The sequence below is a fragment of the Aliiglaciecola sp. NS0011-25 genome, assembly GCF_040370605.1.
In the GTDB taxonomy this organism is placed as follows: Bacteria; Pseudomonadota; Gammaproteobacteria; order Enterobacterales; family Alteromonadaceae; genus Aliiglaciecola; species Aliiglaciecola lipolytica_A.
Genome location: NZ_BAABWR010000012.1, coordinates 149,807 through 175,033 on the forward strand (window position 1 = coordinate 149,807; position 25,227 = coordinate 175,033).

24 protein-coding genes are annotated in these 25,227 nt (G+C 40.5%); 13 read left to right on the forward strand and 11 right to left on the reverse strand.

Going from position 1 to position 25,227, the window contains the following annotated elements; translation table 11 throughout:
* The first annotated feature begins 131 nt into the window (after positions 1-131).
* From ABWV72_RS12315 to ABWV72_RS12330, 4 genes are all read left to right on the forward strand, one after another.
* A complete protein-coding gene (locus ABWV72_RS12315; protein ID WP_353370809.1) occupies positions 132-884 on the forward strand; it encodes a CBM9 family sugar-binding protein in 753 nt (250 codons plus the stop codon).
* A gap of 7 nt (positions 885-891) precedes the next feature.
* Complete coding sequence (locus ABWV72_RS12320) at positions 892-1,593, forward strand: DUF8198 family protein (RefSeq protein WP_353370811.1); 702 nt, start codon at positions 892-894, stop codon at positions 1,591-1,593.
* 107 nt (positions 1,594-1,700) lie between these two features.
* Positions 1,701-2,108 carry an acyl-CoA thioesterase gene (locus tag ABWV72_RS12325; protein WP_252729404.1) on the forward strand — a complete coding sequence of 136 codons (408 nt, stop codon included), beginning with the start codon at positions 1,701-1,703 and terminating at the stop codon, positions 2,106-2,108.
* A gap of 24 nt (positions 2,109-2,132) precedes the next feature.
* On the forward strand, positions 2,133-3,296 hold the full coding sequence (locus ABWV72_RS12330; protein ID WP_342807376.1) for a retropepsin-like aspartic protease family protein: 1,164 nt from the start codon (positions 2,133-2,135) through the stop codon (positions 3,294-3,296).
* A gap of 6 nt (positions 3,297-3,302) precedes the next feature.
* On the opposite strand, the gene ABWV72_RS12335 is transcribed toward ABWV72_RS12330, so the two are convergent.
* The 4 genes from ABWV72_RS12335 to prmB all read right to left on the reverse strand — a co-directional run bounded on the left by ABWV72_RS12335 (position 3,303) and on the right by prmB (position 7,512).
* On the reverse strand, positions 3,303-4,106 hold the full coding sequence (locus ABWV72_RS12335) for a hypothetical protein (protein ID WP_353370813.1): 804 nt from the start codon (positions 4,104-4,106) through the stop codon (positions 3,303-3,305).
* Between the two features lie 153 nt (positions 4,107-4,259).
* Positions 4,260-5,393, reverse strand: a complete 1,134-nt coding sequence (locus tag ABWV72_RS12340) for an MFS transporter (RefSeq protein WP_353370835.1) — start codon at positions 5,391-5,393, stop codon at positions 4,260-4,262.
* A 59-nt stretch (positions 5,394-5,452) separates the two neighbouring features.
* A complete protein-coding gene (gene aroC / locus ABWV72_RS12345) occupies positions 5,453-6,550 on the reverse strand; it encodes a chorismate synthase (protein ID WP_353370815.1) in 1,098 nt (365 codons plus the stop codon).
* Positions 6,551-6,570: 20 nt separating this feature from the next.
* Entirely contained in the window at positions 6,571-7,512 is a 942-nt protein-coding gene (prmB, locus tag ABWV72_RS12350; protein WP_342807372.1) for a 50S ribosomal protein L3 N(5)-glutamine methyltransferase, read from the reverse strand.
* A gap of 97 nt (positions 7,513-7,609) precedes the next feature.
* Here prmB and smrB point away from each other — a divergent pair, with 97 nt between their 5' ends.
* Together smrB and ABWV72_RS12360 are read left to right on the forward strand one after the other, a co-directional pair.
* A complete protein-coding gene (smrB, locus tag ABWV72_RS12355; protein ID WP_216050200.1) occupies positions 7,610-8,212 on the forward strand; it encodes an endonuclease SmrB in 603 nt (200 codons plus the stop codon).
* A 453-nt stretch (positions 8,213-8,665) separates the two neighbouring features.
* Positions 8,666-9,394, forward strand: coding sequence for an NAD(P)-binding domain-containing protein (locus ABWV72_RS12360; protein WP_353370818.1), 729 nt, complete (start codon positions 8,666-8,668; stop codon positions 9,392-9,394).
* 18 nt (positions 9,395-9,412) lie between these two features.
* Here ABWV72_RS12360 and ABWV72_RS12365 read toward each other — a convergent pair whose 3' ends face one another.
* From ABWV72_RS12365 to ABWV72_RS12375, 3 genes are all read right to left on the reverse strand, one after another.
* A complete protein-coding gene (locus ABWV72_RS12365; protein ID WP_216050198.1) occupies positions 9,413-10,054 on the reverse strand; it encodes a transglycosylase SLT domain-containing protein in 642 nt (213 codons plus the stop codon).
* A gap of 104 nt (positions 10,055-10,158) precedes the next feature.
* Complete coding sequence (gene gshA, locus ABWV72_RS12370; RefSeq protein ID WP_502902144.1) at positions 10,159-11,763, reverse strand: glutamate--cysteine ligase; 1,605 nt, start codon at positions 11,761-11,763, stop codon at positions 10,159-10,161.
* A gap of 134 nt (positions 11,764-11,897) precedes the next feature.
* A complete protein-coding gene (locus ABWV72_RS12375) occupies positions 11,898-14,744 on the reverse strand; it encodes a M16 family metallopeptidase (RefSeq protein ID WP_353370839.1) in 2,847 nt (948 codons plus the stop codon).
* Between the two features lie 137 nt (positions 14,745-14,881).
* Here ABWV72_RS12375 and ABWV72_RS12380 point away from each other — a divergent pair, with 137 nt between their 5' ends.
* Genes ABWV72_RS12380 through ABWV72_RS12395 form a run of 4 tightly spaced genes read left to right on the forward strand, consistent with a single transcriptional unit; the run spans position 14,882 to position 17,414 of the window.
* A complete protein-coding gene (locus tag ABWV72_RS12380; protein WP_353370820.1) occupies positions 14,882-15,442 on the forward strand; it encodes an Hpt domain-containing protein in 561 nt (186 codons plus the stop codon).
* A 21-nt stretch (positions 15,443-15,463) separates the two neighbouring features.
* Positions 15,464-16,165, forward strand: coding sequence for a TIGR01621 family pseudouridine synthase (locus ABWV72_RS12385; RefSeq protein WP_216050196.1), 702 nt, complete (start codon positions 15,464-15,466; stop codon positions 16,163-16,165).
* Positions 16,162-16,530 carry a VanZ family protein gene (locus ABWV72_RS12390; protein WP_216050195.1) on the forward strand — a complete coding sequence of 123 codons (369 nt, stop codon included), beginning with the start codon at positions 16,162-16,164 and terminating at the stop codon, positions 16,528-16,530. Before ABWV72_RS12385 ends, ABWV72_RS12390 begins: the two co-directional genes overlap by 4 nt.
* Positions 16,530-17,414 (forward strand): ketopantoate reductase family protein, encoded by an 885-nt coding sequence (locus ABWV72_RS12395; protein ID WP_342807364.1) that lies wholly within the window; start codon positions 16,530-16,532, stop codon positions 17,412-17,414. The genes ABWV72_RS12390 and ABWV72_RS12395 overlap by 1 nt, the downstream gene beginning before the upstream one ends.
* A 33-nt stretch (positions 17,415-17,447) precedes the next feature.
* On the opposite strand, the gene lysS is transcribed toward ABWV72_RS12395, so the two are convergent.
* The 4 genes from lysS to prfC all read right to left on the reverse strand — a co-directional run bounded on the left by lysS (position 17,448) and on the right by prfC (position 23,671).
* The gene (gene lysS, locus ABWV72_RS12400; RefSeq protein WP_353370823.1) at positions 17,448-18,992 is read right to left on the reverse strand and encodes a lysine--tRNA ligase; all 1,545 of its coding nucleotides are present in this window, start codon (positions 18,990-18,992) and stop codon (positions 17,448-17,450) included.
* A gap of 44 nt (positions 18,993-19,036) precedes the next feature.
* Positions 19,037-20,135, reverse strand: a protein-coding gene (prfB, locus tag ABWV72_RS12405) for a peptide chain release factor 2 (RefSeq protein ID WP_216050192.1) whose coding sequence is annotated in 2 segments (ribosomal slippage) — positions 19,037-20,059 and positions 20,061-20,135 — 1,098 coding nt in all. Because the reading frame shifts where the segments join, the coding sequence is not laid out codon by codon here.
* Between the two features lie 187 nt (positions 20,136-20,322).
* Positions 20,323-22,059 (reverse strand): arginine--tRNA ligase, encoded by a 1,737-nt coding sequence (argS, locus tag ABWV72_RS12410; protein WP_353370825.1) that lies wholly within the window; start codon positions 22,057-22,059, stop codon positions 20,323-20,325.
* Between the two features lie 34 nt (positions 22,060-22,093).
* The gene (gene prfC, locus ABWV72_RS12415; RefSeq protein WP_353370827.1) at positions 22,094-23,671 is read right to left on the reverse strand and encodes a peptide chain release factor 3; all 1,578 of its coding nucleotides are present in this window, start codon (positions 23,669-23,671) and stop codon (positions 22,094-22,096) included.
* A 234-nt stretch (positions 23,672-23,905) separates the two neighbouring features.
* Between prfC and ABWV72_RS12420 the strand changes: the two genes are divergently transcribed.
* The 3 genes from ABWV72_RS12420 to ABWV72_RS12430 all read left to right on the forward strand — a co-directional run bounded on the left by ABWV72_RS12420 (position 23,906) and on the right by ABWV72_RS12430 (position 25,150).
* Positions 23,906-24,172, forward strand: coding sequence for a helix-turn-helix transcriptional regulator (locus ABWV72_RS12420; RefSeq protein WP_216050139.1), 267 nt, complete (start codon positions 23,906-23,908; stop codon positions 24,170-24,172).
* Between the two features lie 179 nt (positions 24,173-24,351).
* Entirely contained in the window at positions 24,352-24,891 is a 540-nt protein-coding gene (locus tag ABWV72_RS12425; RefSeq protein WP_342807360.1) for a hypothetical protein, read from the forward strand.
* A gap of 94 nt (positions 24,892-24,985) precedes the next feature.
* Positions 24,986-25,150: a hypothetical protein gene (locus ABWV72_RS12430; RefSeq protein ID WP_353370830.1), complete on the forward strand. Its 165-nt coding sequence runs from the start codon at positions 24,986-24,988 to the stop codon at positions 25,148-25,150.
* The last annotated feature ends 77 nt before the right edge of the window (positions 25,151-25,227 follow it).

Sequence of the window (25,227 nt, forward strand, 5' to 3'; positions counted from 1 at the left end):
TTGTAACCAATTGCAACTGGGTAACTCAACCACCATCAACCCTTGTCTTCAATTGATGTATTTAGTTATTGTTATAAAAGCTGGTTTAAGACAAGCTAGCACTTAAGGTTAATAACTTAACAGGAATGAATATGAATATACTTCGCATGAAAATTTTCGCGCTAAGCACAATCGTTTTATTCTTTTCATTGATTTTCAGTGGACGGGTTTCTGCTATCGATGTAGTCGCCACCGCCACTCCTCCGATCATTGATGGCGAAAACAACGAAGCTCAATGGCAAAAAGCGAAATGGTTGCCAATTGACCAAGTCATTATGGGCGGTCCGTTAAGTAAACAAGACTTCCAAGGTCAGTACCGATTGCTGTGGGACGCCAACAAGCTTTATTTACAAGTTGAAATCGTCGACGACCGCTTAGTCGATTTTAATGCCGATCCCTTGGATAAATATTGGGATGACGATACCTTAGAAATTTTTTTGGACGAAGACGCATCAGGCGGTAATCATCAGTATTCTTATAACGCGTTTGCTTACCACATCGCTTTAGATAACCAAGTTGTTGATATAACGCCAGAGCGTACTTTTGCGCTGTTCAATGATCACATAGAGAGTCGCTGGAAAAGAGACGTCAATGCACCTCATAAAATTATTTGGGAAGCGGCAATTTCGCTCTATTCAGATGATTTTGATCCAACCAAGTCTAACTCTCCTGTGAGTTTAACTGCCGGTAAAAAGGTCGGCTTCATGCTGGCCTACTGCGATAACGACAACAGTGAAGTTCGCGAGCACTTCATTGGCTCAAAAGATGTTGAAGCAGTAAATGGCGACAAAAACCGGGGTTGGATAGATGCCAGCGTGTTTGATACTTTAATTTTGAGTGAATAAGAAAGTTATGAGTTTAATTTTGGATAATATTATCCAACACCTTCACCATGCCAACGAAATGCATGAGCATACCATTGAGGCTAATCTGACTGAGCCGTTACGGGAGTTGCAACATTGGCAAACCAAACGGCTTTTAGCTACCCATCACGATTTATGGGAAAGCAAACGTTTTCGTCCCGCAATGAGTTTCTTCATTGATGAATTATACGGGCCGCAGGACTTCAGCCAACGGGATCAAGAGTTAGCCAGAGTCGTACCCAAAATGGCCAAGATAATCCCCAAACAAGCTTTAGAATCTTTAGAGGCTGCCCTGCGCTTGAATAGTTTATCCTTGGAATTGGATATAGCCCTAACAGAACAATTATCGACAACGCCTGTTTCTCGAGAAAGTTATGCCCAAGCCTACTTAAAATGTGACAATGAAGCTATGCGTGAAGAGCAAATAGTGCTACTTGAAAGGTTAGGCGTGGATTTAGCCGACGTGGTCAAAATTAAAGGTATTTCAACCTTATTAATGTTGTCGCGTAAGCCTGCCAAAATGGCTGGTGTGGAAAGTCTTCATACATTTCTTGAGTCCGGATTTAAATCCTTCAAAAAACTCGGTAATGTGGATGAATTTATTCAACCAATTATTACTCGAGAGCGGGCTTTAAAAAATGCGCTTTTTGCCCAACAACGTCCCAATCCCCTGCCCGATGTTGAGGTGTAATCATGTCACACGAGTCGATGATAGATAAAATTGAGACGCAAAAAACGGCGAACAATCAAACTGCTTATCAAGATAACTTCCAATGGCAGTTACCTTCTCCACACATTATGAAATGGATTATTGCCCCCGAGCAAATCGACCACTATAACCATGTAAATAATGTTGCCTATGTTTCGCAATTGGAGCGAGTATCTTGGTCACACTCGATGTCTTTAGGTTTGGATATTGGCATATATCAGCAATTAGACAGAGGTATGGCAATTAGTAAACATGTGATTGAATACCATGCTGCGGCCTTATTAGGTGATCATTTGCTGTGTGCAACTTGGGTAACAAAGTGTGATGGAAAATTAAAACTGTCTCGTCGATTTCAGTTTATTCGTGAATCGGATGGGGTCACTGTATTGACGGCTCAAACGGACTTCGTGTGCATCGCTTTATCGTCAGGAAAACCCAAACGTATGCCCATTGAATTTAGCGAGACATATGGCAACGTATGTTTATCCAGTGAATAAATTGTATTTAAGGGCCACTGAGCAATGAGCAAATATTGGGCTATTTTTGGTTTGTTATGCTTAGGGATTTCGGTGTCTTTGAATGTGTTTTTCTGGCATCAATTAACATCAGCGGAATCCACTGCCAACACGAATAATAGACCACAAAAGCAACAACCGTTTAGCGCCAATAACGGCAATGCAAGCAGCGATCCTTTGCTCGTTTCCGGTAGTGGAACTGCGGAACAACAACCCCTTGATCAAACAATCAATACGAACAAAAACAGTCAATATCAAAAAGCCATCTATTGGATTAAGCAGCAACTGGCCGCTGGCGAATTGGTAGATGCTAAAGAGGCGATACAAGCTTATTTGCGCAATCAACCACAAAATATTGATTACTTATTGCTAGAAGGACAACTGATTGCCAAAACGGCCTCCACGAGCGAAGTATTGGCCCACTATTATGGGTTGCTAGACTTGCCCTTAGAAACTGAGCAAAAAGCCCAAGTACTTGCACTGATTACCGATCTGACCAACACTAATATTAATAAACTCAAAGGCATTCGTTCTTGGGATGTACTGGCTACATTTCTTGAGCCGCTGTGGCAATTTGACCCAACTCGACGCTCCATTATTGTCGCACTTGCTGAAGCCTATGCTTATCAAAATCAGGAATTTCTGATGGAAAATGTGTTGGCATCTTTACAACAAGGTGATTTAGATGCTGCGCGAATACGGCAAATCTTAGGACAACAAACGACCGTCATCAATCACTCAGATCCTATTCAAGAGAAGGATCCACTGGCTGAAGACTATGAACGTAATATTAAATTGCGTTCTTTGGGTGATCATTACACAACCCCAATAATGATTGGCAGAAGCACCCACGAATTAATGCTGGATACAGGCGCAACAACAACGGTACTGACCTCGGAAGCATTCGATAAAATCTCCAGAAGGACGAGTTGGGAATATGTAGGAACCTATAAAATAAATACCGCTGGCGGTCTTTTTGATGCGCCAGTTTATCAAATCAAGCAAGTATTTTTTGCCGGTTTTCGACTGGATAATGTCGCGGTCGTGGTGTTACCTATGCCAGAATTCAGCTACGCTGACGGTCTTCTTGGTATGAACATTCTACGCCAATTCGACTTTAAAATTGACCAACAAAATGATCTATTGCTTTTAAACAGAACCAGTTCTTAGTTCAGGTTAAAAGGTAATCTCTATTTCAGGTTGCTGTTGCTCTAATTCGAAATGTTCAATTTTGTTTTGAATTGCAAAATTTCGCAGGGTGAGTGTTATTCCCTGCCCCTTCATATTGCCACTAGATGGCTGAAAGGAACACAAGCTCAATAACTCTTCAAACTCATTAAGTGGCCAAAAGTAGCACTGTCTAAATCCAGTTAACAACAGTGCGTGCCCTGTATCTGTTTCCACGAAATGGGTTTTAGGGGTGACTTGCAAGTACTTGAAATACCCTTTAATTAAATCTGCGATTTCGGCTTTATGGGGTAACTTGGCAACAAAGGCGCTTAACCTGACTTTATCCCCCTTGTCCTGGGTCATCTCTTGTACTTGCTTAAAACTCATAGGTTGACCGTATTTTATAATCGCTTGATCTACGGTTTTATTGTAAACCGGCAAAATATCGAGATAGCGACTGGCAATCCGATAGGTCAGAGATACCTGATTCACAAAACCAAGATCTTTATCAAATAGTAACGATAGTGTTTGCAGAAGCTCGGATTCTAAATACGCTTGCCTAAAAATAATGTCTACTTTTTCACTGCGATTTCCACCAGAGATATATTGTACTTCGCCATTTTTGTTAATCAGATTAAGAGCTTGGCCCAATACATTATCGCCAATTCTGACATCACGAATATCCATTTGCGAATGGACATTGAGATTAAGATTACTGTCAAAACGAGTTAAGCTGGACAGATTTTTATCATCTTGAGCAAAGACGTTTGAAACTAAAAGTGTACAGGCTATACAGATACTTCTAAGCATAATTAAACTTCACACTCTGGCTTGGTTGTAAAATCAGTGATTTTAAATTTGTAAATAGAGTATATACCCAAGTGAGGTCAAAATGCAGGTTTGTGTGCAGGCGGTTACTTGTGCGCAGTTAACTCAAGAATGTGATTGGCTGAAGAATTGAAATCAGTACGACATTTTTCTAGCACTAATTGCCAACAAGAAAAAAGCCGCTAGTAAGGCTGTAATGGCAGAGAAAATAAAGGCGTTGTAAGAACCAGCCCCTTGTTGCCACAAGTATCCAGATACGTAATTGCCCGCTGCCCCACCAAACCCGAATGCGATGCTGATATACAGCGCCTGTCCACGACTTTGGTATGCCTGTCCAAAATAGTCGTGGATGAATTTTATTGAAGCCGCATGATGCATACCAAAACTAAATGCATGTATGATTTGACTTGAAATAAGTATCCACAGGTATTCTGCTGCAACGGCTAACACATACCAACGAACCGCAGTTAGCCCAATACTGATAAATAAAATCCATTTAAGTCCAAATATTTTAATTAATTTTCCGGCCAGCAAAAAGATTACTATTTCTGCAGCAACAGCCAAAGCCAACAATAGGCCGGTGGTTTGGCCGCTGTAACCTAAATCTCGAGTATATAACGCAAAAAATCCGTAATAGGTTGCAAAACTAACTTGTAAAAATATCGCACTGAGCATAAATAATATAAAAGGTATGGTGCTCGCTTTACGCCATATATTGCCTTGCGCAGGCGCACTTTTAACTGAACTGCGACCTTCGTAAATAAACAAAGTAGAAAAAAATAAACACAACAAAACCGCTGCGCTTACATAAATAGGTGCTTCTGATGAGCTAATGTCAATGGCTTTACCGGTAATGATGGTTAAGATGATAAAACCAACGCTTCCCCACAACCGAATACGACTGTAACGACTTGGATCACTGGCTACGCAATTAAGTGTTAATACTTCAAGCTGAGGCAAAACCGCAGTCCAAAACATCATCATTAAAGCAAATGCTAAAGTTAATCCCCAAAAACCATCCAGCCAAAACACCAGACAAAATGTTGCAACCGTGAGTAAACTACCTAAGCGTAAGATAGCTAGGCCTTTGCCTGATTTATCGGCCATCGAAGCCCAGAGATTGGGGCCTAGAATACGAGCAATTGTGATAAGCGCGAACAATTCGCCAATTTGTTGCGAACTGAAGCCTCGGCCATCCAAAAAAACACCCAAGTAAGGCACCAGAACACCCAACTGCCCAAAGTAGAGAAGATAGGTAATCGCCAACAAGATTAAATTTATTTTAGAATTTGCTTGCTTAACAGAGGAACTGGCTCCGGGCAATGGTGTTACGCCTGCCCGGGAATGATAGGAGTGATAGAACTGACATCTGCATTTTGTCCACGGTGCCGCAGTAAATGATCCATTAAAACAATGGCCATCATAGCTTCAGCGATAGGCACAGCGCGGATTCCTACGCAGGGATCGTGTCGACCTCTGGTGATAATTTCCGCCGCTTCTCCGTGAATATCTACCGAATCGCCAGGAACGCTGATGCTAGATGTGGGTTTTAGCGCCAAATGCACTATCACATCTTGACCAGACGAAATGCCACCCAATATGCCACCAGCACGATTGGATTTAAAACCTTGCGGGGTGATCTCATCGCGATGTTCACTTCCCTTTTGCTCTACTACATCAAAGCCATCGCCAACCTCAACGCCTTTTACTGCATTGATGCCCATCATAGCCGACGCCAAATCCGCATCTAAACGATCAAATATTGGCTCACCTAATCCAACCGGCATATTTTTCGCGACAATTGAGACCTTAGCGCCAATGGAATCACCCTGTTTGATTAGATCTCGCATATATTCGTCGAGCGCATCCAACTTTGAGGCATCTGGACAGAAAAACGCATTAGTATTGGTCACGCTTTGATCAACACTATCAATTTTTATTGGCCCTAATTGTGACAAATAGCCATGTATTTCTATGCCATGCATTTGTTTCAGGTACTTTTTAGCAATACCGCCCGCGGCCACACGAATAGCTGTTTCACGAGCAGAAGAACGGCCACCGCCTCGATAGTCACGTAACCCATACTTTTGCTGGTAAGTATAGTCAGCATGTCCAGGACGAAAGGTATCTTTAATTTTTGAGTAGTCTTGACTACGCTGATTTGTATTATTGATTAATAAACCAATACTCGTGCCCGTAGTTTTACCTTCAAATACACCGGACAAAATTTGCACTTCGTCGCCTTCTCGTCTTGCCGTGGTGTAGCGCGATGTGCCGGGTTTGCGACGATCCAAATCTATTTGTAAATCTTCTTCGCTAATTTCAAGGTTAGGTGGGCAACCATCCACTACTCCACCGATCGCGATACCGTGACTTTCACCGAATGTGGTTACGGTAAACAGCTTACCAAATGTATTTCCAGCCATATTTATTTCAATTCCTAACGTTAACTATGTGTAGCCCAATATGCTTTAAGCTTAGCTTGGTTAATAGCGAACACGCCACTTCCGCCGTGTTCAAATTCGACCCATTGAATATCTAAATCCGGGTACTTATGGTTCATATGCACTTCACTATTACCCACTTCCACGAACAACCAACCATTGGGATTTAAATGCTCTACTGCTTGACGGAGTATGTGATCAACCAACTCTAATCCATCATCACCGGCGGCTAAGCCAAGTTCTGGTTCGTGCTGAAATTCATCTGGCAAATCAGCCATATCTTCGGCATCGACGTATGGCGGATTACTAACAATCAAATCGTATTTTTGGCCTTGCAGTGCATTCATTAAATCTGACTTAATTGGAAAAACTTGTTCATTCAGAGCATGCTCTTGAATATTAATCTCGGCAACTTCCAACGCATCATCACTGATATCAACGGCGTCTACTTGCGCTTCTGAAAATTCATAAGCCAATGCAATCGCAATACATGCACTGCCTGTGCATAAATCAAGAATATGTTGTGGTTCAGTCTTTAACCACGTAGAAAAGTGTTGATTAATCAATTCAGCGAAAGGAGAACGGGGTACTAACACACGCTCATCCACATAAAAGGGCAATCCGCAGAACCAAGCTTGATTGGTCAAATAGGCTACAGGCACTTTTTCAGTAATACGCCTTTTTACCAATGCCAAAATCTGATTCTTTTCAGCCGTTGTCAGCGTTGATTGCAGCAACATGCGTATATCTTCTTCGGGCATATTTTGCGGTAAATGTAACACTTGAAGAGCAAGGGTAAGTGCTTCGCTCCAGGCATTATCAGTACCATGGCCAAAATATAAATCTGCTTGATTAAATTGGCTCATGGACCATCTTACTATATCCAAAATGGAGGTAAGTTCAGTTGCCGTGCTTTCCAAATCAATGGAGTCAATTGATGTCATATAAAATGGTCTTATTTAAGATGTTTAGTGCCAGTCAGTATTTTGCTATGCTTCAAACAAAATTGCCTGTCGAATTACGCATAAACCATAACAAAATATGAAAAAGCAGCCCAACAACCCACTTAAAACGTTATCTGTAGCATCGGTTAAACCAGTCGAGCCAGATGACCATTCACTGTTTAGAGGTGAATTTAAGGATGTTGCGCCAATTAAGCAGGACAAAATAACGCCTCCGCGTCCTTCCAGCAAGCAGATTTCGCATTTACAGCTTAAAAAGCAGCAAGAAAACCGCGAAACGAAACAAGCAATGGCGTCATTTCATTTTTCAGATGGGTTTGAAGCCTACTTTTCTGAGCAAGGACCACTGAAATATATAAAACCGGGAAAACCGAGTTATGAAGTAAAACGACTGCGACGGGGAGAATACCCACCGGATTTAATTTTGGATTTACACGGACTTACCAGAGAAAATGCAAAATTGGAGATAGCGGCATTAATTGTTGCGGCCAAGAAACAAAATGCGCACTGTGTTTGCATTGTTCATGGTCTTGGCTCACTGATTTTAAAAAACGCCGTGCCCAATTGGCTGGTTCAACATCCCGATGTCGAAGGTTTTCACCAAGCACCATTGGAATGGGGTGGCAAAGGCGCACTTTTAGTCTTAATCGAGCAACCTGAGTCGTTTAAAGATTTATACTGACTCGGCAAGCAAACTTAAACCTCTGTTACTTTAGCTCAAAAAGCCGTGTTTTATAAATCCTGATTAGTATTGTGTAAAAACAAGTAAGTGTAATAAACACAAATTCCAACCACTACAGATAAACCTAATAGTGAACCCCAAACGACAGGATCTTTTATTAATAATTCAAACATGTCTTTTTCCTCATAGCGATGTAATTTGATTAACTAATTTATGAGCTAAGTATAAGATCGAAGGAAAAAGTCGAACTGATCTGGATCAACAAATTAACCCATAATTTGGGAGCCCTCACATGAAGTGTCTGCAAAAAGCATCACTCAGAACTTTCAAAAACCAAAGATATTCCATAAACCATTGATACAGCTACACTTTTAAACATTGGAATGAATTATGCGATACATTAAATACCGATTCTAAACATACGTTTTTAAAGTACTAAGTAGGTAATTTATCATGTATCACTCACTCCAAAGCCAAGCAAGAACACGCCCTATCTACAATTACAGACACCCAGCGACCTCCCCTATAAACTCTGCTGTCAGTTCGCAGAACGAACGTATTAGTGTAGTGGGTATCGGTTTGATGGGGAGTCTACTCAGTGTTTCTTTTGCCAACAATGATCATAAAGTGATTGCGGTTGATATGGATTCTCGCAAAGTAAATGGTATCAACCAAAATCATTCCCCCATTCAAGACGCCGAATTAGAAGCCGCTATAGTATCAGCGCGAAACAAGCGTAATTTGATTGCAACTAGCGATTTGCATAATGCAATTTTGCAAACAGAAGTGACCTTAGTCTGTATTGGGAAAATCGATTTAAAGGAATCAACAGTAGCCAAAAATATAGAAACTGTTTGCCAGCAAATTGGCGCAACCTTAGCAATCAAAGGTCAGTATCACTTGGTTGTGATTCATAGCAACTTGGAAACAACGAGTTGTGAGCAGCACTTAAAACCGATCATAGAGAAGTGGTCAAACAAGCGCTGTGGTAAAGATTTTGGTTTGTGCTATTTGCCCTTATATGTTGCTCACAAAAGCCAATATTCAACAGCCAAAATACATGATGGTATTTTGCAAGGCGCCCACGACAATAAAAGTGCAAATGCCGCTTCCAGGTTATTTTCCACCTTAGATATCGGATTGAAAAATGTGGGGGTCGCTGCAAGCCTGAATTCAGATTAAAAAATGAAACACCCAGAGTTAGTCAAATAACTTCCAAAACCAGCTTTTGTCTAACTCGGCTTCACATTTTTTAAGTTGAGTCGCGTAGCGCAGAGAACGGGCGTTGACCTTTTTAGCGACTTTTACTAACCAAGCTTTTTTATTGTAGGTACGCCTTTTGTAGCCCCCCCAACCTTCATGGTAGTTCAGGTATTGCGCGTACGCGTCCCACTTGGAAATCCCATTCACTTTATAGGTTTTAGAAATAAACCATCCCATAAAATCAATGGCATCATCAAAATCGTCGCGATCTGCACCGCTATTATTAGTTTCTCTAATGTAGTCAGACCAAGTAGGCGTCTTTGCTTGAGAATAACCATAAGCGCTACTTATTCTTCCCCAAGGAATTAAACCAAAAAATACGTAATCTCTGGGCGGCAATGCATCGTGCCTAAAGGAACTCTCCTGATACATCATCGCCATAGGAACATGTATGGGTACGCCCCATTTTTCATTCATATCTTTAGCAGCGTCGTACCAATGATCTTTTTCTTCGAAAATATTACAAATATTGCTGATATTTTTGGGAGGGGTGGTGCTACAGCCCACAAAAAATAAAGATATCGTAGCGATAAAGAAAGTTTTTATAAAAAAACTAGGAATTTTTGTGAACTTTCTCATTACTACTGACTCTATACCTGTGTGTGTTTAAGTTATTGTGTGTTTTCCCTGGTAGTAGTTTAATGCCTGACCTAGAGTCAGGCATTTTTTTGCCTACAATTTAGTTACTTGGCTAAATAATTGCTCTGAGGAGCGGCAAAATAATCCTTCAAAAAATCTTCAAAAGACACAGTGTCTTCTTTTTCCTTTTGTTTTTGTATCGCAATGGAGTCTTTAGCCTGTTGTTCAAATGATGCTTTGGAATACACCTTATAATCAGCAGACATAAGCTCGTCACGATACTTCTGTGCAAGCTCTACACCGAATCGACCATTATCTTTGTTTTGGGTAATCAACATGTCCAACAACTGTGCAGAAGGCGTTAAGGAGGGATCCGCAACCTTTTGCTTTTGTTGTTCAAGGGCTTGAGTATAAAGCGTACAATTATTAGCTTCATCTAATACAGCGGCAACTTGTGCCATTTCCGCGAACAGCTTTTCTGTCCATTGAGGAATAGATTTGGCTACAGAATCATCACTTAATTTTAATTCTGGATCTCTACCATTCACCACTACCGCTTTTAGATTAGACTCGGTTTCAGCGTATTGTTGCTGGGTCATAAAATCACTTGGGGCAATGAGACAATAGGTTAGGAATACATCCAAGAAATAAAACTGTTCTTTCGCGATACCGATGTCACTAAACGGGTTCACATCAAGGGCTCGAACTTCAATATAATTAACGCCTCTTTTCGCTAATGCATCCGTAGGTTTCTCTAGCGGCAAGGTTGGTTGTTTAGGACGAATTGGAGAATAAAGCTCGTTTTCAATTTGCAATACATTGCTGTTGAGTTGGCGATACTCTTCACCTTCTTTGGCCTCAAATTCGGCATATTTTTCCGAAGGTGTATTAATCGCTTTGCGCACCGATGAAATATAACTGTCCATTTGGTTGTAGCAGATATTCAAACCCGATTGTTCTGAGTTGGTATATCCTAGATCACTCATTCTTAAAGACGTCGCATAAGGCAAATACATAGTTCCCTTAGCCAAATGCTGAAACGGTAAATTTGTTTTTTTACCACGAATAAAAGAACCACAAATAGCTGGCGAAGCACCAAATAAAAAGGGGATTAACCAACAAAAACGTCGATAATTTCTTATCATTGCAAAATATGCATCTGAAATACTGTGTTTGTCGGCTTTAGTCCCATCAAGGTTAGCTAACCATTGCTGCCAAAACTCTGTCGACAACGAAAAGTTAAAATGCACCCCTGCGATGGCTTGCATCATACTACCGTAACGATTTTTTAATCCAACCCGATAGAGACTCTTCATTTTTGCGACGTTCGAGCTACCATAATTAGCAATAGGAATATTGTCTTCACCATTAATAAAACACGGCATACTCATTGGCCACAAACGTTCATCTCCAATATTTTCCATCACATATTTGTGAACATCACGGAGTTGTTCGATAGTAACATTGGGATCAGACTCTGGTGGTGTAATAAATTCAAGCAGAGACTCAGAAAAATCGGTGGTGATAAAATCATGGGTTAACGCTGACCCTAATTTTTCATTATGGGGAGTTTGCGCTAGGCCTCCATCGGCATTAATTCTCAGAGTTTCACGCTCTACACCATGTTTGATTTGAGGTAAAGTAGCACGCACTTCTGGGCGTTGAAGGATCGCTAACCGATCAGTAAAAGACATTGAACTGGACGTCAAAATACATTCCTAATGAAAAATCGAATTTTAAAGGTGGGGAAAAATATCTGATTTTCAAGCAAAAATCGCCAAATATCGACTAAATACATATTCCCTCCCCCCTATTTTAAAGTTAAAGCAAATAATAACAAATATTATTCAGAAACGTGTATTTCAACAATTTCACGGCCTAATTTAGTTAATTGCGGTTTAACCTTTTTAGCATCAGCCACTACAATAACTTGCATACGGTTAATATCAAGCAAAGAACGCGCTAAGCTATTTAACTCTGCCAATGTGATATTCTCAATTACTTCGCCTTGTTTATCGCGATACTCGCGCTCTAGGTCATAAGTTAATAAGTGATTTAAAAAGTTCGCTTTACTAAATGGGGTTTCGTAGCTCAACGCATCTGCTTGCGTGTATGCACTGCGCATAGACAACAATTCAGCTTCGGTCATACCGCTTTTACTAAAGGTATCTATTTCTGTGAGAATTTCCACGATACTGTCACCCGTATTCTCTTGCTTCACATCCGCTGAAGCTTGAAAACGCCCTAAGGTTTTGCCACCAATAAAGCGACTTGAAGCACCATAGGTGTAACCTTTATCTTCACGTAAATTTAGATTAATACGACTGTTAAACATGCCCCCTAATGGGTAGTTCATTAGCTTACTTTTAAACTGTTTTCCGCTAGCGTCATAAGGTAACGCAAGTTCAACAACGCGCACTACAGACTGCGCCGAATCAGGTTTATCAACGAGGTAAATTTTACCTTCATTGTGCTTAGGAAATGTCTGGTACTCAGGAATTTGATAAGGCGCTCCTTGCCAGTCAATTAAAAACTGAATATCGTTGGCAATCTGCTGTTGATCGATATCTCCCACGATGACCAAATTAGCCATTACTGGCGAATAGTATTGCTGATAGAAAGCCTTAACATCGTTAAGTTCAATATTGCTTAAGGTGGTCAAATTACCCGAGTCAGGTAAGCTAATACGATTATCCTGCCCATACAATAAAGTATCAGTGGCACGCGCCGCCAACACTGACGGATTTTTTAATTGTTGCTGCAACTGTTGCGCTAAATTTTGTTTGTTACGCTCAAAATCTTCAGGCAAAAACGCAGGCTTAAACAATTTTTCTTTTAATAGTGCCAGTGTTTTATCTAAATTATGCACTAAAGAATTAACGCGAATTTGTGTATATCGACCACCTGCGCTGAAGCTAATCTGGCTACCCAGCAATGCTAGCTCATTAGCCATTTGTTCATTTGACATTGTGGTGGTGGATTCATTCATCATTTCAGCAGTAAAGCTGGCTAATCCGGCTTTTTCTATTGGATCAAGCAGTGGGCCGCCTTCTAAACTCAATAAAAGTGTGACTGTGGGTGTTTCATCCGTGCTGTGGGTCAACATTTCAATCCCATTGGCAAATTGAGTACGTTGATACTCAGGCACCTTCACCGTAGGGTTTGGACCAGCCTTGGGCATAATCGAGCGGTCAAAATTATCATTTATCACCTCAGCGGTGACTTTTTGGTTGACCGTAGTAGTGGTAATTTGACGTTCTGGTAACTCAAAATTCTGTGGTTTTGCGACCAATTCAGTTTGTCCAACGGGCACAATACTCAATACAACCTTGGCTTTACCTTTAATGTACTGGCGATAAACGCGCATAACATCTTGTGCAGTGACATTGTTGTATCGATCAAGATCATATTGAACTAAATCTGGCTTAGCGTCGAAGATCTCATTTGCTGCTAGCGTAGAGACTTTGCCTGAAACACTCTGTAAACCGAAAATGGTCGAAGATTCGATGCTTGCTTTGGTTCTAGCTAAATCATCTTCACTGACACCGCGTGATTCAAACTCGACCAAAGACTCTTCAATGCGCTTTTGCAAATCAGATAGCTTTGTGGACTTAGCTGGGTTAGCTAAGGCAATTAATTGAAATTCGCAGGAAAGTTCTCTGCAAGGATGAGAAACCATTGCTTGAACAGCATGGTTATCTTTCACTAAGTTTTTGTAAAACAGTGAAGTTTTACCACCACCTAAAATATCAGACAGCACGTCCAATGGTGCTTCATCAGGGTGTCTGACATACACGGTTGGAAATGTTAATTGAATAAGCGGTAAATAGACCTGGTCTTCGATTGTGACGTAACGGTCGTTTTCCAATGTCACCGCCACTTTCTCTGGCGCTTCTACTGCTGGTCCTGCAGGTATGCTACCAAAATATTTTTTAACCCAGGCCAAGGTTTTGTTTGTATCAATGTCTCCGCCTATGGTTAACACCGCATTATTTGGTCCATACCAGCGTTTGAAAAATGCTTTTAAGTCATCCACGGTTACGCGGTCAAGATCTTCGACGTAGCCAATGGTAGACCAAGAATACGGGTGGCCTACGGGATATAAAGTTTCACTGTTGCGCTCACTTCTCAATCCGTAAGGTTGGTTGTCGTAACTTTGTCCACGTTCATTTTTAACAGTTTCACGTTGGATTTCGAACTTCTCTTGGGTGACAGTATCGAGTAAAAACCCCATACGGTCAGATTCTAACCAAAGCACTTTTTCCAATTGATTGGCCGGCACAGTTTCATAATAGTTAGTTCTGTCACTATTGGTTGAGCCATTCATACTGCCGCCAGCTTCAGTGATGATCTTAAAATGTTCATCATCCGCCACGTTCTTAGAACCTTGAAACATCATGTGTTCAAAAAAGTGTGCGAAACCGGATTTTCCAATCTCTTCTCTAGCAGAGCCAACATGGTAAGTAACGTCAACATGGACCAAAGGATCGGAATGGTCTTCGTGCAACACTACGGTGAGACCATTATCTAACTTATATTTACTAAAAGGGATGGAAACATCGCCATCTTGGTTAGCTAAGTGTTGCTCAACTAGTTGTACACCAGCGGGTAAATTATCGATAAATACTTGCGGTTTAGATTGATTATCAGTGGAACATCCAGCGAGAAGTAAAGTCACACTTCCCAACATCAAAACGAGTCTCTTCACAATACTGCCTTATATTAATATGCTATTCGTGATTTTTTGTTTAACTATGTGTATTAAGTCTACCTTGATGGTACAAATAAAGTAATATGTTGTTAGAAAATGTGTACGATGGGAATGAAATGAATAAAGAAGAACAAATTATTGATTTAAATTTTGCTGTTTCTCAGCTAAGTGGCAATCAATCATTACTGATTAAATTACTGTTGAAGTTCAACGATCAATATCAAAACTTAGGGCAAGAGTTAGTTGTTTTAAAAGAAAAAAACGATCTCAAAGCCTACAAGGAAGTTATTCATACGGTAAAAGGGGTATCCGGTAACTTGGGTCTAAACGCATTGCATTTTGCATCTAAAAAGTTGGAAACATCAGTTATCAATCAAAACGATTTTACTGAACTTGAAGAAAATTTTGTTAATCAACTCAACGCCACTGTGAATAAAATTAACAGTTTAGCCAACGACGAAAACGCCTCTGCGGATACGGGTGCAGAACAAGCGGACAAAAGTAGTCAAAGTATATTAATTGAGATGTTAGAAAATAACGAATTCATTACCCCTGATAAGCTAAACTCCTTGCTCGCTGACTGCGCGATTTCCGAAATGGAGAAACAAGCATTGCACAATGCGATTGGTGACTTAGATTACGAAGAAGCCCTCAGCGTAATAAATAAAAACAGCTAATTTACTCACGGCATTAGATAGATGAAGACAATTCCCATTGTGTTTGAAAATGACGATTTTGTCATTGTAAATAAGCCTGACGGTGTAGCTGTTCAAAATGAACAGTTGCAATCAGGTATTCTGCCGTACATTCAAAAACAATTGCAGTTAGACAAATTGTGGCTGGTTCACAGATTAGATAAAGTCACATCAGGTTTGCTTCTATTAGCTAAAAACGCCAGCGCAGCAAGTCGATTAAGTCAGTATTTTGCTGAGCGTAAAATTCAAAAATATTATTTAGCGATCAGTGACAAAAAGCCCAAGAAAAAACAGGGGGCAGTGATCGGCGACATGCATAAAATACGTGATGGAAAGTGGGCCTTAAAAACATCGCTGCATCAACCAGCCGCTGGACAATTTTTTAGTGCCGGTCTAGGTAATGGGCTACGTTTGTTTGTAATCAAACCCCATACCGGTAAAACCCATCAAATTAGAGTCATGTTAAAAAGCTTAAGCAGTCCAATTCTCGGCGATAATACTTATGCTGGGACCGAATCTGAGCGTACTTACCTGCACGCATACGGACTAGCCTTCGAGGATTGTGGACAACAAATTCAGATAAGCTGCATGCCAGTCTCAGGACAACACTTTACAATTCCAACTGACAATCAAAAAGCCGTAGCTTTGTTGTCTCCATGGGACTTAGTTTGGCCTAAATTAACCATTAAAAAATCGAACAAATGATTAACAGCTATATTCGACATCCAATTGGCGTTTTGATCGCTGTGTCGATTTTTCTCACGTTTTCCATTGCCATGGTGATCCCCGTCGAATACATACCCGTTGATACCCGGTACGACAAAATACAACACGCCTGCGTTTTTCTCATTTTAACCTGCTCAATCTCAGCATGTTTGCGTATTAATCATTGGTTTATTGGTATTTTCCTAGCAATATTGGCAATAGCAAGTGAGTGTATTCAAGACTTGATACCTTACCGCAGCGGCAGTTGGGAAGATCTCTATGCTGATATTATTGGTATTTCTGTAGCGTGCCTAATTATCGAAATAGCCATTCGGATTTATCAAGCGTGGCGGAGCGGGGTTTAATGCTGACTATAGTAGGCAATGGTGCAATAGGTAACTTATTGGCCTTGCAATGCCACCACTTGCAATTTGATTATCGTATTGTAGTGCGCAATCAATCGCCATCAGAAATACGTTGCCAGACTGTACATCAACAAGAAATACTGCGCCCAGTTTATCAGCGTAGCAGTGATACTATTGAGCAAGGCTTATTCATTTTGCCACTCAAGGCCTATCAAATCATTCCAGCTATCGGGCAATTTAAGTCGCAATTGAGCGCTGAGGTCCCGTTGGTTTTGTTGCACAATGGGATGGTGGATCATGCACAGATTTTGGAGTTGTTACCAAACAATCCGATTTTAGTTGCGACCACGAGTTATGGAGCATTTAAACCCCAGTATGATGGCTTAAATGTAACAGGAATAGGTGCAACTCAAGCTGGATGGTTAAGAAACAGCGACGATAACTTGGGTTACCAACAAGTATTTGAAAAGCTATTGCCGCCCTGCAGTTGGCATAAAGATATTTTACAGATTTTGTGGCGAAAATTAGCGGTAAACTCAGTGATTAATCCACTTACCGCGATTCATAACGTTGCCAATGGTGAATTAGCTAAACAACCATATCGCAGCACAATTATGGGTGTCACTAAGGAAATCTCGGCGCTCATGAATGCTGTAAATTTAGCGGTAACACAGCAGGAATTGTTCGCTAATTGTATGGCAATTATTGAAAAAACAGCAGGCAATTATTCTTCAATGCATCAAGATGTGCAGTATAAACGCAAAACAGAAATTGAAAATATTAGTGGCTATGTGGTTAGCCAAGGAAAACAATTATCGATACCAGTGCCATTCAACAACGAGTTGTTTGAGCAGGTCAAAAAAATAGAGACTTATTACCTTTAGATAATAAGTCTCTATCTGATCCAAACTTTAAACTTATTCCTGTGGAGCCTGAGGCTTCATATGCGGGAATAAAATAACGTCTTTAATAGTTGGACTATCAGTGAATAACATGACCAAGCGATCGATACCAATCCCTTCGCCAGCAGTAGGTGGAAGACCATACTCAAGTGCCGTAATGTAATCTTCATCAAAATGCATGGCTTCATCATCCCCAGCATCTTTTTCTTCTACTTGCTTTTTAAATCGTGCAGCTTGATCTTCAGAATCATTCAATTCCGAGAACCCATTGGCTAACTCACGTCCACCTACAAAAAACTCAAATCTATCGGTAACAAAGTGATTTTCATCGTTACGGCGAGCCAAAGGTGAAACTTCCCATGGATAGGCGGTGATAAAAGTAGGTTGGATTAATTTTTCTTCTGCGGTTGCTTCAAAGATTTCACACAAGTACTTACCCGCTCCCCAAATACCATCCACTTCAGGTTCTTTGATATTCAGCTGTTTCGCCATGGCTTTTAGTTCATCCAAATGATTTTCTGGATCTTTAATTGCCGCTTCATTGGCTTCAGGCCAATATTTTAAGACAGCGTCATTCATAGTCAGGCGTTCGAAAGGTTGACCGAAGTCATATTCGATCTCACTAATAACATTGCCTTCAATGTCTTTTTCAGTACTTTTAATAATAGTGCTACCCAATACATCCTGCGCCAGAGTGCGCAACATGTCTTCGGTCAAATTCATCAAATCATGATAATCGGCATACGCCTGATAAAACTCAAGCATGGTGAATTCAGGATTGTGACGTGTCGATAAACCTTCATTACGGAAGTTTCTGTTAATTTCAAACACACGTTCAAAACCACCGACCACTAGACGCTTCAAATAAAGTTCAGGCGCAATACGGAGGTACATGTCAATATCGAGCGCATTATGATGAGTGACAAAAGGTTTCGCTGTAGCCCCACCAGGAATCACTTGAAGCATTGGCGTTTCGACTTCCATGTAATTTCTTTCAGTTAAGAAATTACGGATACCAGTAACAATTTTACTGCGAATCATGAAAGTATCACGAGTTTGCGTATTAGTGATCAGATCAACATAACGCTGACGATATTTGGTTTCTTGATCAGCCAAGCCGTGGAACTTTTCAGGCAATGGACGCAATGACTTTGTGAGCAACTGATATTCATCCATATTGACGTACAAGTCGCCTTTACCAGATTTATGTAAGACGCCTTTTACACCAATAATGTCACCAATATCCAAGCTACCGTATCGGGCTTTAATATCTTTTTGGGTATCTTTGGCAGCGTAAGATTGAATACGCCCTTTCATGTCTTGTAATAATAAAAATGGACCACGTTTGGCGAGTATACGTCCAGCGATACTAACCACTTTACCCAAGTCAGCAAGGGCTTCTTTTTCGTGCTCTCCAAACTCGTTCTGTAAATCTTGGCTATAAAATTCACGTCTAAATGAATTTGGAAAACCATTAGAGCTGCATTCGCTCCGAATTTGTTCTAGTTTACTGCGGCGTTCCGCAATCAATTTGTTTTCATCTTGCTGAATGTCAGTCATCGACTTTCCTGAAAGTGTTTATATCTTTAAAAAGACTATGTTTGTTAAAGACCAGACTTTAAGCTGGCCTGAATAAATTTATCTAAGTCACCGTCTAACACGGCTTGGGTATTTCTGGTTTCAACACCTGTACGTAAATCTTTAATTCGCGAATCATCTAAAACATAAGAACGAATTTGACTACCCCAACCAATATCTGACTTACTGTCTTCCATGGCTTGCTTCTCATCATTCTGTTTTTGCATTTCGTATTCGTGAAGTTTCGCCTTCAGTTGTTTAAACGCCTGATCTTTATTTTTATGTTGTGAACGGTCATTCTGACATTGCACCACTATATTAGTGGGTAAATGAGTAATTCGCACCGCTGAATCTGTACGGTTAACGTGTTGTCCCCCCGCACCTGATGCACGATAAGTATCTATCCGCAAATCAGCAGGGTTGATATCAATTTCTATATCATCATTGATTTCAGGATAAACAAACGCGGATGCAAACGACGTATGTCGACGGTTACCCGAGTCAAATGGCGATTTTCTTACTAAGCGGTGTACACCTGTTTCAGTGCGTAACCAACCAAATGCATATTCACCAGCGAATCGAATAGTGGCACTTTTGATGCCTGCCACATCGCCATCGGAGACTTCAATTAACTCTGGTTTAAAGCCGTGGGCTTCACCCCAACGCAAATACATGCGCAGAATCATGTTGGCCCAATCTTGGGCTTCGGTGCCACCAGATCCCGATTGAATATCAAGATAACAATCATTGCTATCGTTCGGTCCTGAGAACATGCGACGAAACTCGAGTAATTCAAGTTTCTCAACAAGCTGGTCTAGTTCAGCTTGAGCTTCATCGAAGGTTTCTTGATCTTCTGCTTCAACAGCTAATTCAAGTAAGCCTTCCACATCTTCCGTTCCTTGATCAAGTTTTTCAATAGTTTCAACAACTTGTTCTAAAGCAACTTTCTCTTTACCTAATGCTTGCGCACGCGCAGGTTCATTCCAAACATCAGGACTTTCTAGTTCGCGGCTAACTTCTTCTAAGCGTTCTTTCTTAAGATCGAAGTCAAAGATACCCCCGAAGCAAAGCATTACGTTCTCTAACGTCTGCTAGCAAATTTTGTATAGGATTGATTTCAAACATAAATCTTATATGAGTATTTTAAATTAGGGCGTGGATTCTACCGGATTTCGCGGCGTTTGGACAGATAGCAAACAGCATAAAGGCAGTATTAATCACACTGCCTTTAGCTAATCTTAAAACAATTCCTTCGTTTTAACCTAGAAGCTAAATGTATACCGCAGTTTTAGCAAACGGATAGTACATTTAACTACATCTTCTCTAATGTACTAATACCCAGCAAATCCAAACCAGACTTAATGGTTTTTGCCGTTAAAGCAGAAAGCGCGATGCGACTATTTTTTTGCTCATCAGTTACCCCATCTTTAAATATCGGGCAAGCTTCGTAGAAAGTCATAAAGTTGCTGGCCAAATCGTACAAGTAGCTACATAAAACGTGAGGCGTTGCTTCACTAGTAAGCAAGTTCAACGCTTCAACATATTGCAATAATTTAACCGCTAACGTGCGCTCTTGTGTACTTTGTAAATTAAAATTAGCCACAAAATTGCTGGTGTCGCCGGCTCCATCTTTAAATATTTTATTGGCTCGGGTGTAAGCATATTGAATGTAGGGCGCAGTGTTGCCTTCGAAACTTAACATTGAGTCCCAATTAAAAATATAATCAGTGGTTCTATTTTTACTCAAGTCTGCGTATTTAACTGCGCTTATACCAATTTTTTCAGCAATTTGTTGACGTTCTTGCTCACTGAAATCTGATTTTCTGGCCGCCATCAATTTCTCGGCACGCTCTACAGCTTCATCTAACAAATCAGCTAGTTTTACGGTACTGCCACTGCGCGTTTTAAATGGTTTACCGTCTTGGCCCAACATCATGCCAAACGGACAATGTTCATAGGTTTGTTGTGCCGAAATAAAACCAGCTTTTCGCGCAACGATTTCAGTCTGTTTAAAATGTAAAGCTTGACGTGCATCAGTAAAGATTAGGGTTCTATCTGCATGGAGCTTTTGGCAGCGGTAGCGAATTGCAGCCTGATCGGTTGTTGAATACAAATACCCACCACCAGACTTTTGGATTATGTATACTGCCGGCTCGCCTTCTTTATTGGCTAATTCTTGAATGAATACAACTAACGCACCTTGGTCTTCTACAGCGATGCCTTTTTGCTTTAGCTCGTCAACGGTAGGCTTTAAATCATCGTTATATGCGCTCTCACCCATAATATCTTTGCGCGTAAGGGAAACATTCAACTTGTTGTACACTTCTTCGCTATGCTTAATTGAGATATCGATAAAATCTTGCCACAACGACAAACAGTGAGCGTCGCCACCTTGCAGTTTCACTACGTATTGTCTAGCGCGATCGGCAAAGCCTTGCTCTTCGTCAAATCTAACTTTAGCTTCACGATAGAAATCTTCTAAGTCAGATAAAGCGGTTTCCGCTACTTGGTTAGCGGCAATTTTATCACTCAAATGGGCTAACAACATTCCAAACTGTGTACCCCAGTCCCCCATATGATTCTGACGAATAACGTTATGCCCCATAAATTCTAGGGCTTTTACAACGGCATCACCTATAATTGTGCTGCGAAGATGGCCAACATGCATTTCTTTGGCGAGATTAGGAGAAGAATAGTCAACCACTACGGTTTTCGCTTCTTGCTTTTCAACCCCTAAACGCTCATCGCTAAACGCAGTTTGTAATTGTGTTGCTAACCATTGCGGGTTCAAATGAATATTGATAAAACCCGGACCGGCAATTTCCAATTTTTTAGCGATATCATCTAACTCAACGGCATCCACAATTTTTGCTGCGATATCTCTAGGCTTCTGTTTTAATAACTTTGCCAACGCCATAGCGCCATTGAATTGATATTCACCGAACTCTGGGCGCGTGCTTTTTGCCAGAGGCGCAGGGGCGTTTTCGGGTGCACCTATGGCGACTAAAGCGGCTTTAAAACGGTCTAACAAGACAGTATGTAAATTCATAATTTAAACTTAATTTCTTAGTAATTTATAAGTATTAGTGTTCACGAGTAGTATGAAATTCAATTTCAGGATAGCGTTCCCGAGACAAATTCAAATTCACCATAGTAGGAGCGATATATGTCAGGTTGTCGCCACCATCTAGGGCTAAATTGATTTCTGCTTTACGCCTAAATTCATCCAGCTTTTTAGCATCTTTACTGTAAACCCAACGGGCTGTACTGACATTTACATGCTCATATAATGCGTCTACATTATATTCAGCTTTTAAACGCGCCACGACCACATCAAATTGCAAAACCCCAACAGCACCTACAATTAGATCATTGTTCACTAATGGTCTAAATACCTGCACAGCGCCCTCTTCGGATAATTGAATTAGGCCCTTTTGTAGCTGTTTCTGTTTCAATGGATCTTTTAAACGAATGCGTTTAAATAACTCTGGTGCGAAATTAGGAATACCAGCAAAGCGAAATTTTTCACCCCAAGTAAAAGTATCACCAATTTGAATCGAACCGTGATTATGTAACCCGATAATATCACCAGCGTAGGCTTCTTCTAGCAATGCGCGATCACCGGCCAAGAATGTAAGCGCATCAGATATACGTACATCTTTGCCAATTCGAGTTTGATGCATTTTCATGCCTTTTTCGTATTTACCAGAAACAATGCGGCAAAAAGCAATACGATCGCGGTGTTTTGGATCCATGTTGGCTTGTATTTTAAACACAAAGCCACTGAACTTATTTTGGTCAGATGATACAGCTCCAGTATCAGATTCTCTTCCCTGTGGTTTTGGCGCCCATTCGACCAACCCATCCAACATATGATCAACACCAAAATTACCTAGAGCTGTACCAAAATAAACCGGTGTCAGTTCGCCATCTAAAAACTCTTGCATATCAAATTCATGTGAAGCGCCTTTTACTAAATCCAGCATTTCACGGAGTTCTTCTGCATAACTACCAATAGCTTCGTCTAACAACGGATTATCAATACCTTTGATAATTCGTTCTTCTTGTATAGTGTGACCCATTCCCGTTTGGTAAAGAATGGTTTCATCTCTAAGTAAGTGGTAGACACCTTTGAATTCTTTGCCCATGCCTATTGGCCAAGTAATAGGTGCGCATTTAATTTTCATTACGTCTTCGATTTCGTCTAATAGGTCGATAGGATCGCGAGTATCCCTATCTAACTTATTTACAAACGTAATGATTGGGGTATCACGTAGACGCGTTACCTCCATAAGTTTGATAGTTCTAGCTTCAACACCTTTGGCTGCATCTATCACCATCAAGCAAGAATCTACAGCAGTCAGAGTTCGGTAAGTATCTTCTGAGAAGTCTTCGTGCCCAGGCGTATCCAACAAATTTACCAGATGCTCTTTATACGGAAATTGCATCACTGAAGTAGTAACGGAGATACCCCGCTCTTTTTCCATTTCCATCCAATCAGACTTAGCGTGCTGACCGGATTTTTTACCTTTGACGGTTCCTGCTTTTTGCAAAGCATTTCCAAACAAAAGCACTTTTTCAGTGATCGTGGTTTTACCCGCATCCGGGTGCGAGATGATCGCAAAGGTGCGACGTTTATCGACTTCTTGCTGATATGACATGGGCCCTTCAATCTAGCTAAATTATTACAAAGAATTTCGGGCGCGAATTGTATATGAGATAGGCGAAAAAGTCCCGTTGCTTGTTAATTGTTTCAACTTTTTCAGTAAAATAACCTCAGATCTTTAAAAATAAAGTAAAAAATTGAAATTTTAGATTTACTGTTAGATTTTTTTAGCTTATATTTTGGACTGGTAAGTTTTTTACCTGTTCATAATTTTTTAATGGAAGATCCGATGTCACGAAGAAAAAGATTTAGCGGCGAGCAACTGCGTTCTTTGAGGAAAGAAGCTGGATACACTCAAGAAGAGCTTGGTCAGCGAGTTGGGATCAGCAGAGAGACTGTGTCAGCTATTGAAAATGACAAACCTGAAACGATGAACAGTATCGGCGTGGAAGTTATTAGTAAATGGTGGTCAGTATGCCGCCAAAGGGCCTCAGAACAAACTAGAGAGTCTTTTTTCTCAACAGTGATGGATTATTTCGGCTTTTCCCATAGCTGATGCTACTTTCCCATTATTTACCCAAATTGCTAACAGCCCTCCTAGGAGGGCTTTTTATCTTTGCGGGTATGTATACTTTTGGTAACCCCCTTTTATTCGACCGATTGTTTATTTGTATCCTTGTATTTACCGCTATCGTCTGTCGAAAAAATGTCAACGTTTTAGGGGTTGTCATTATTTTGGTAATTCAAAGACTGGTTGAAGAAACCGCATGGTCGATTAGCGAATTAGAATTTGCAGATCTAATAAAAGCCTCGTTTTACCTTCTTAGTATCGCGGTCTATTGGAAAATCAAATACGACAAAGCATCCAGGTTACTGCTTTTAGGTCTTATCATTTCTTTATCCGCTGAATTTTATTGGATATTGAATCAACAACTCGCCCCTGAAATCTATTGGTATATTACCTTACAGTCTTCCTATTTATTTGCGCGGCACCTTTTTTTCATGCGTGTTGCTTACATGTCAGATATTCTGCCCAAACAAAAAATTGAATCAATCAACCTTGATTGGCAGATGTATAAATTAAATGCCCTGTTTGCCGTACTTCAACTATTTATGATTTTTGAATACATAATTCGTAGTGTATTCGAATATAAAAAAGTACTGTTGATTTGGACTTCTTATCCATACCTAGCTCAACTTTGCTATACCTACCTTATCTGGATCGTTTTCTACGAAAGCTATAAATTGTTAATTCCTAAGCTACTTCGCGCATAAATCACTGCAAAATTGTTTAAAAAAAACGCATACTGTTACACTGTTGTGGATTTAAATCCACATTTTGCATTTTGATTAAAGATGAGGAAAAGCAATGAGAAGCGAAAATATAATCAAAGTCGCCCTGCTCACGTTACTACTGACCACCTCTGTTGTGGCTTCTAACGCTTATGCAGGTTCTAAACAAAAACCCCCTATAGCCGAAACAGTTAATGCAAGCGCCTTGTACGACAGTATTATTAGCTTGTTCAACTTCTAAGCCACCATATCCATTTACTAATTTAAGGAATAACCATGAAACACAACACACTAATCAAAGCCGCTATGCTAACGCTC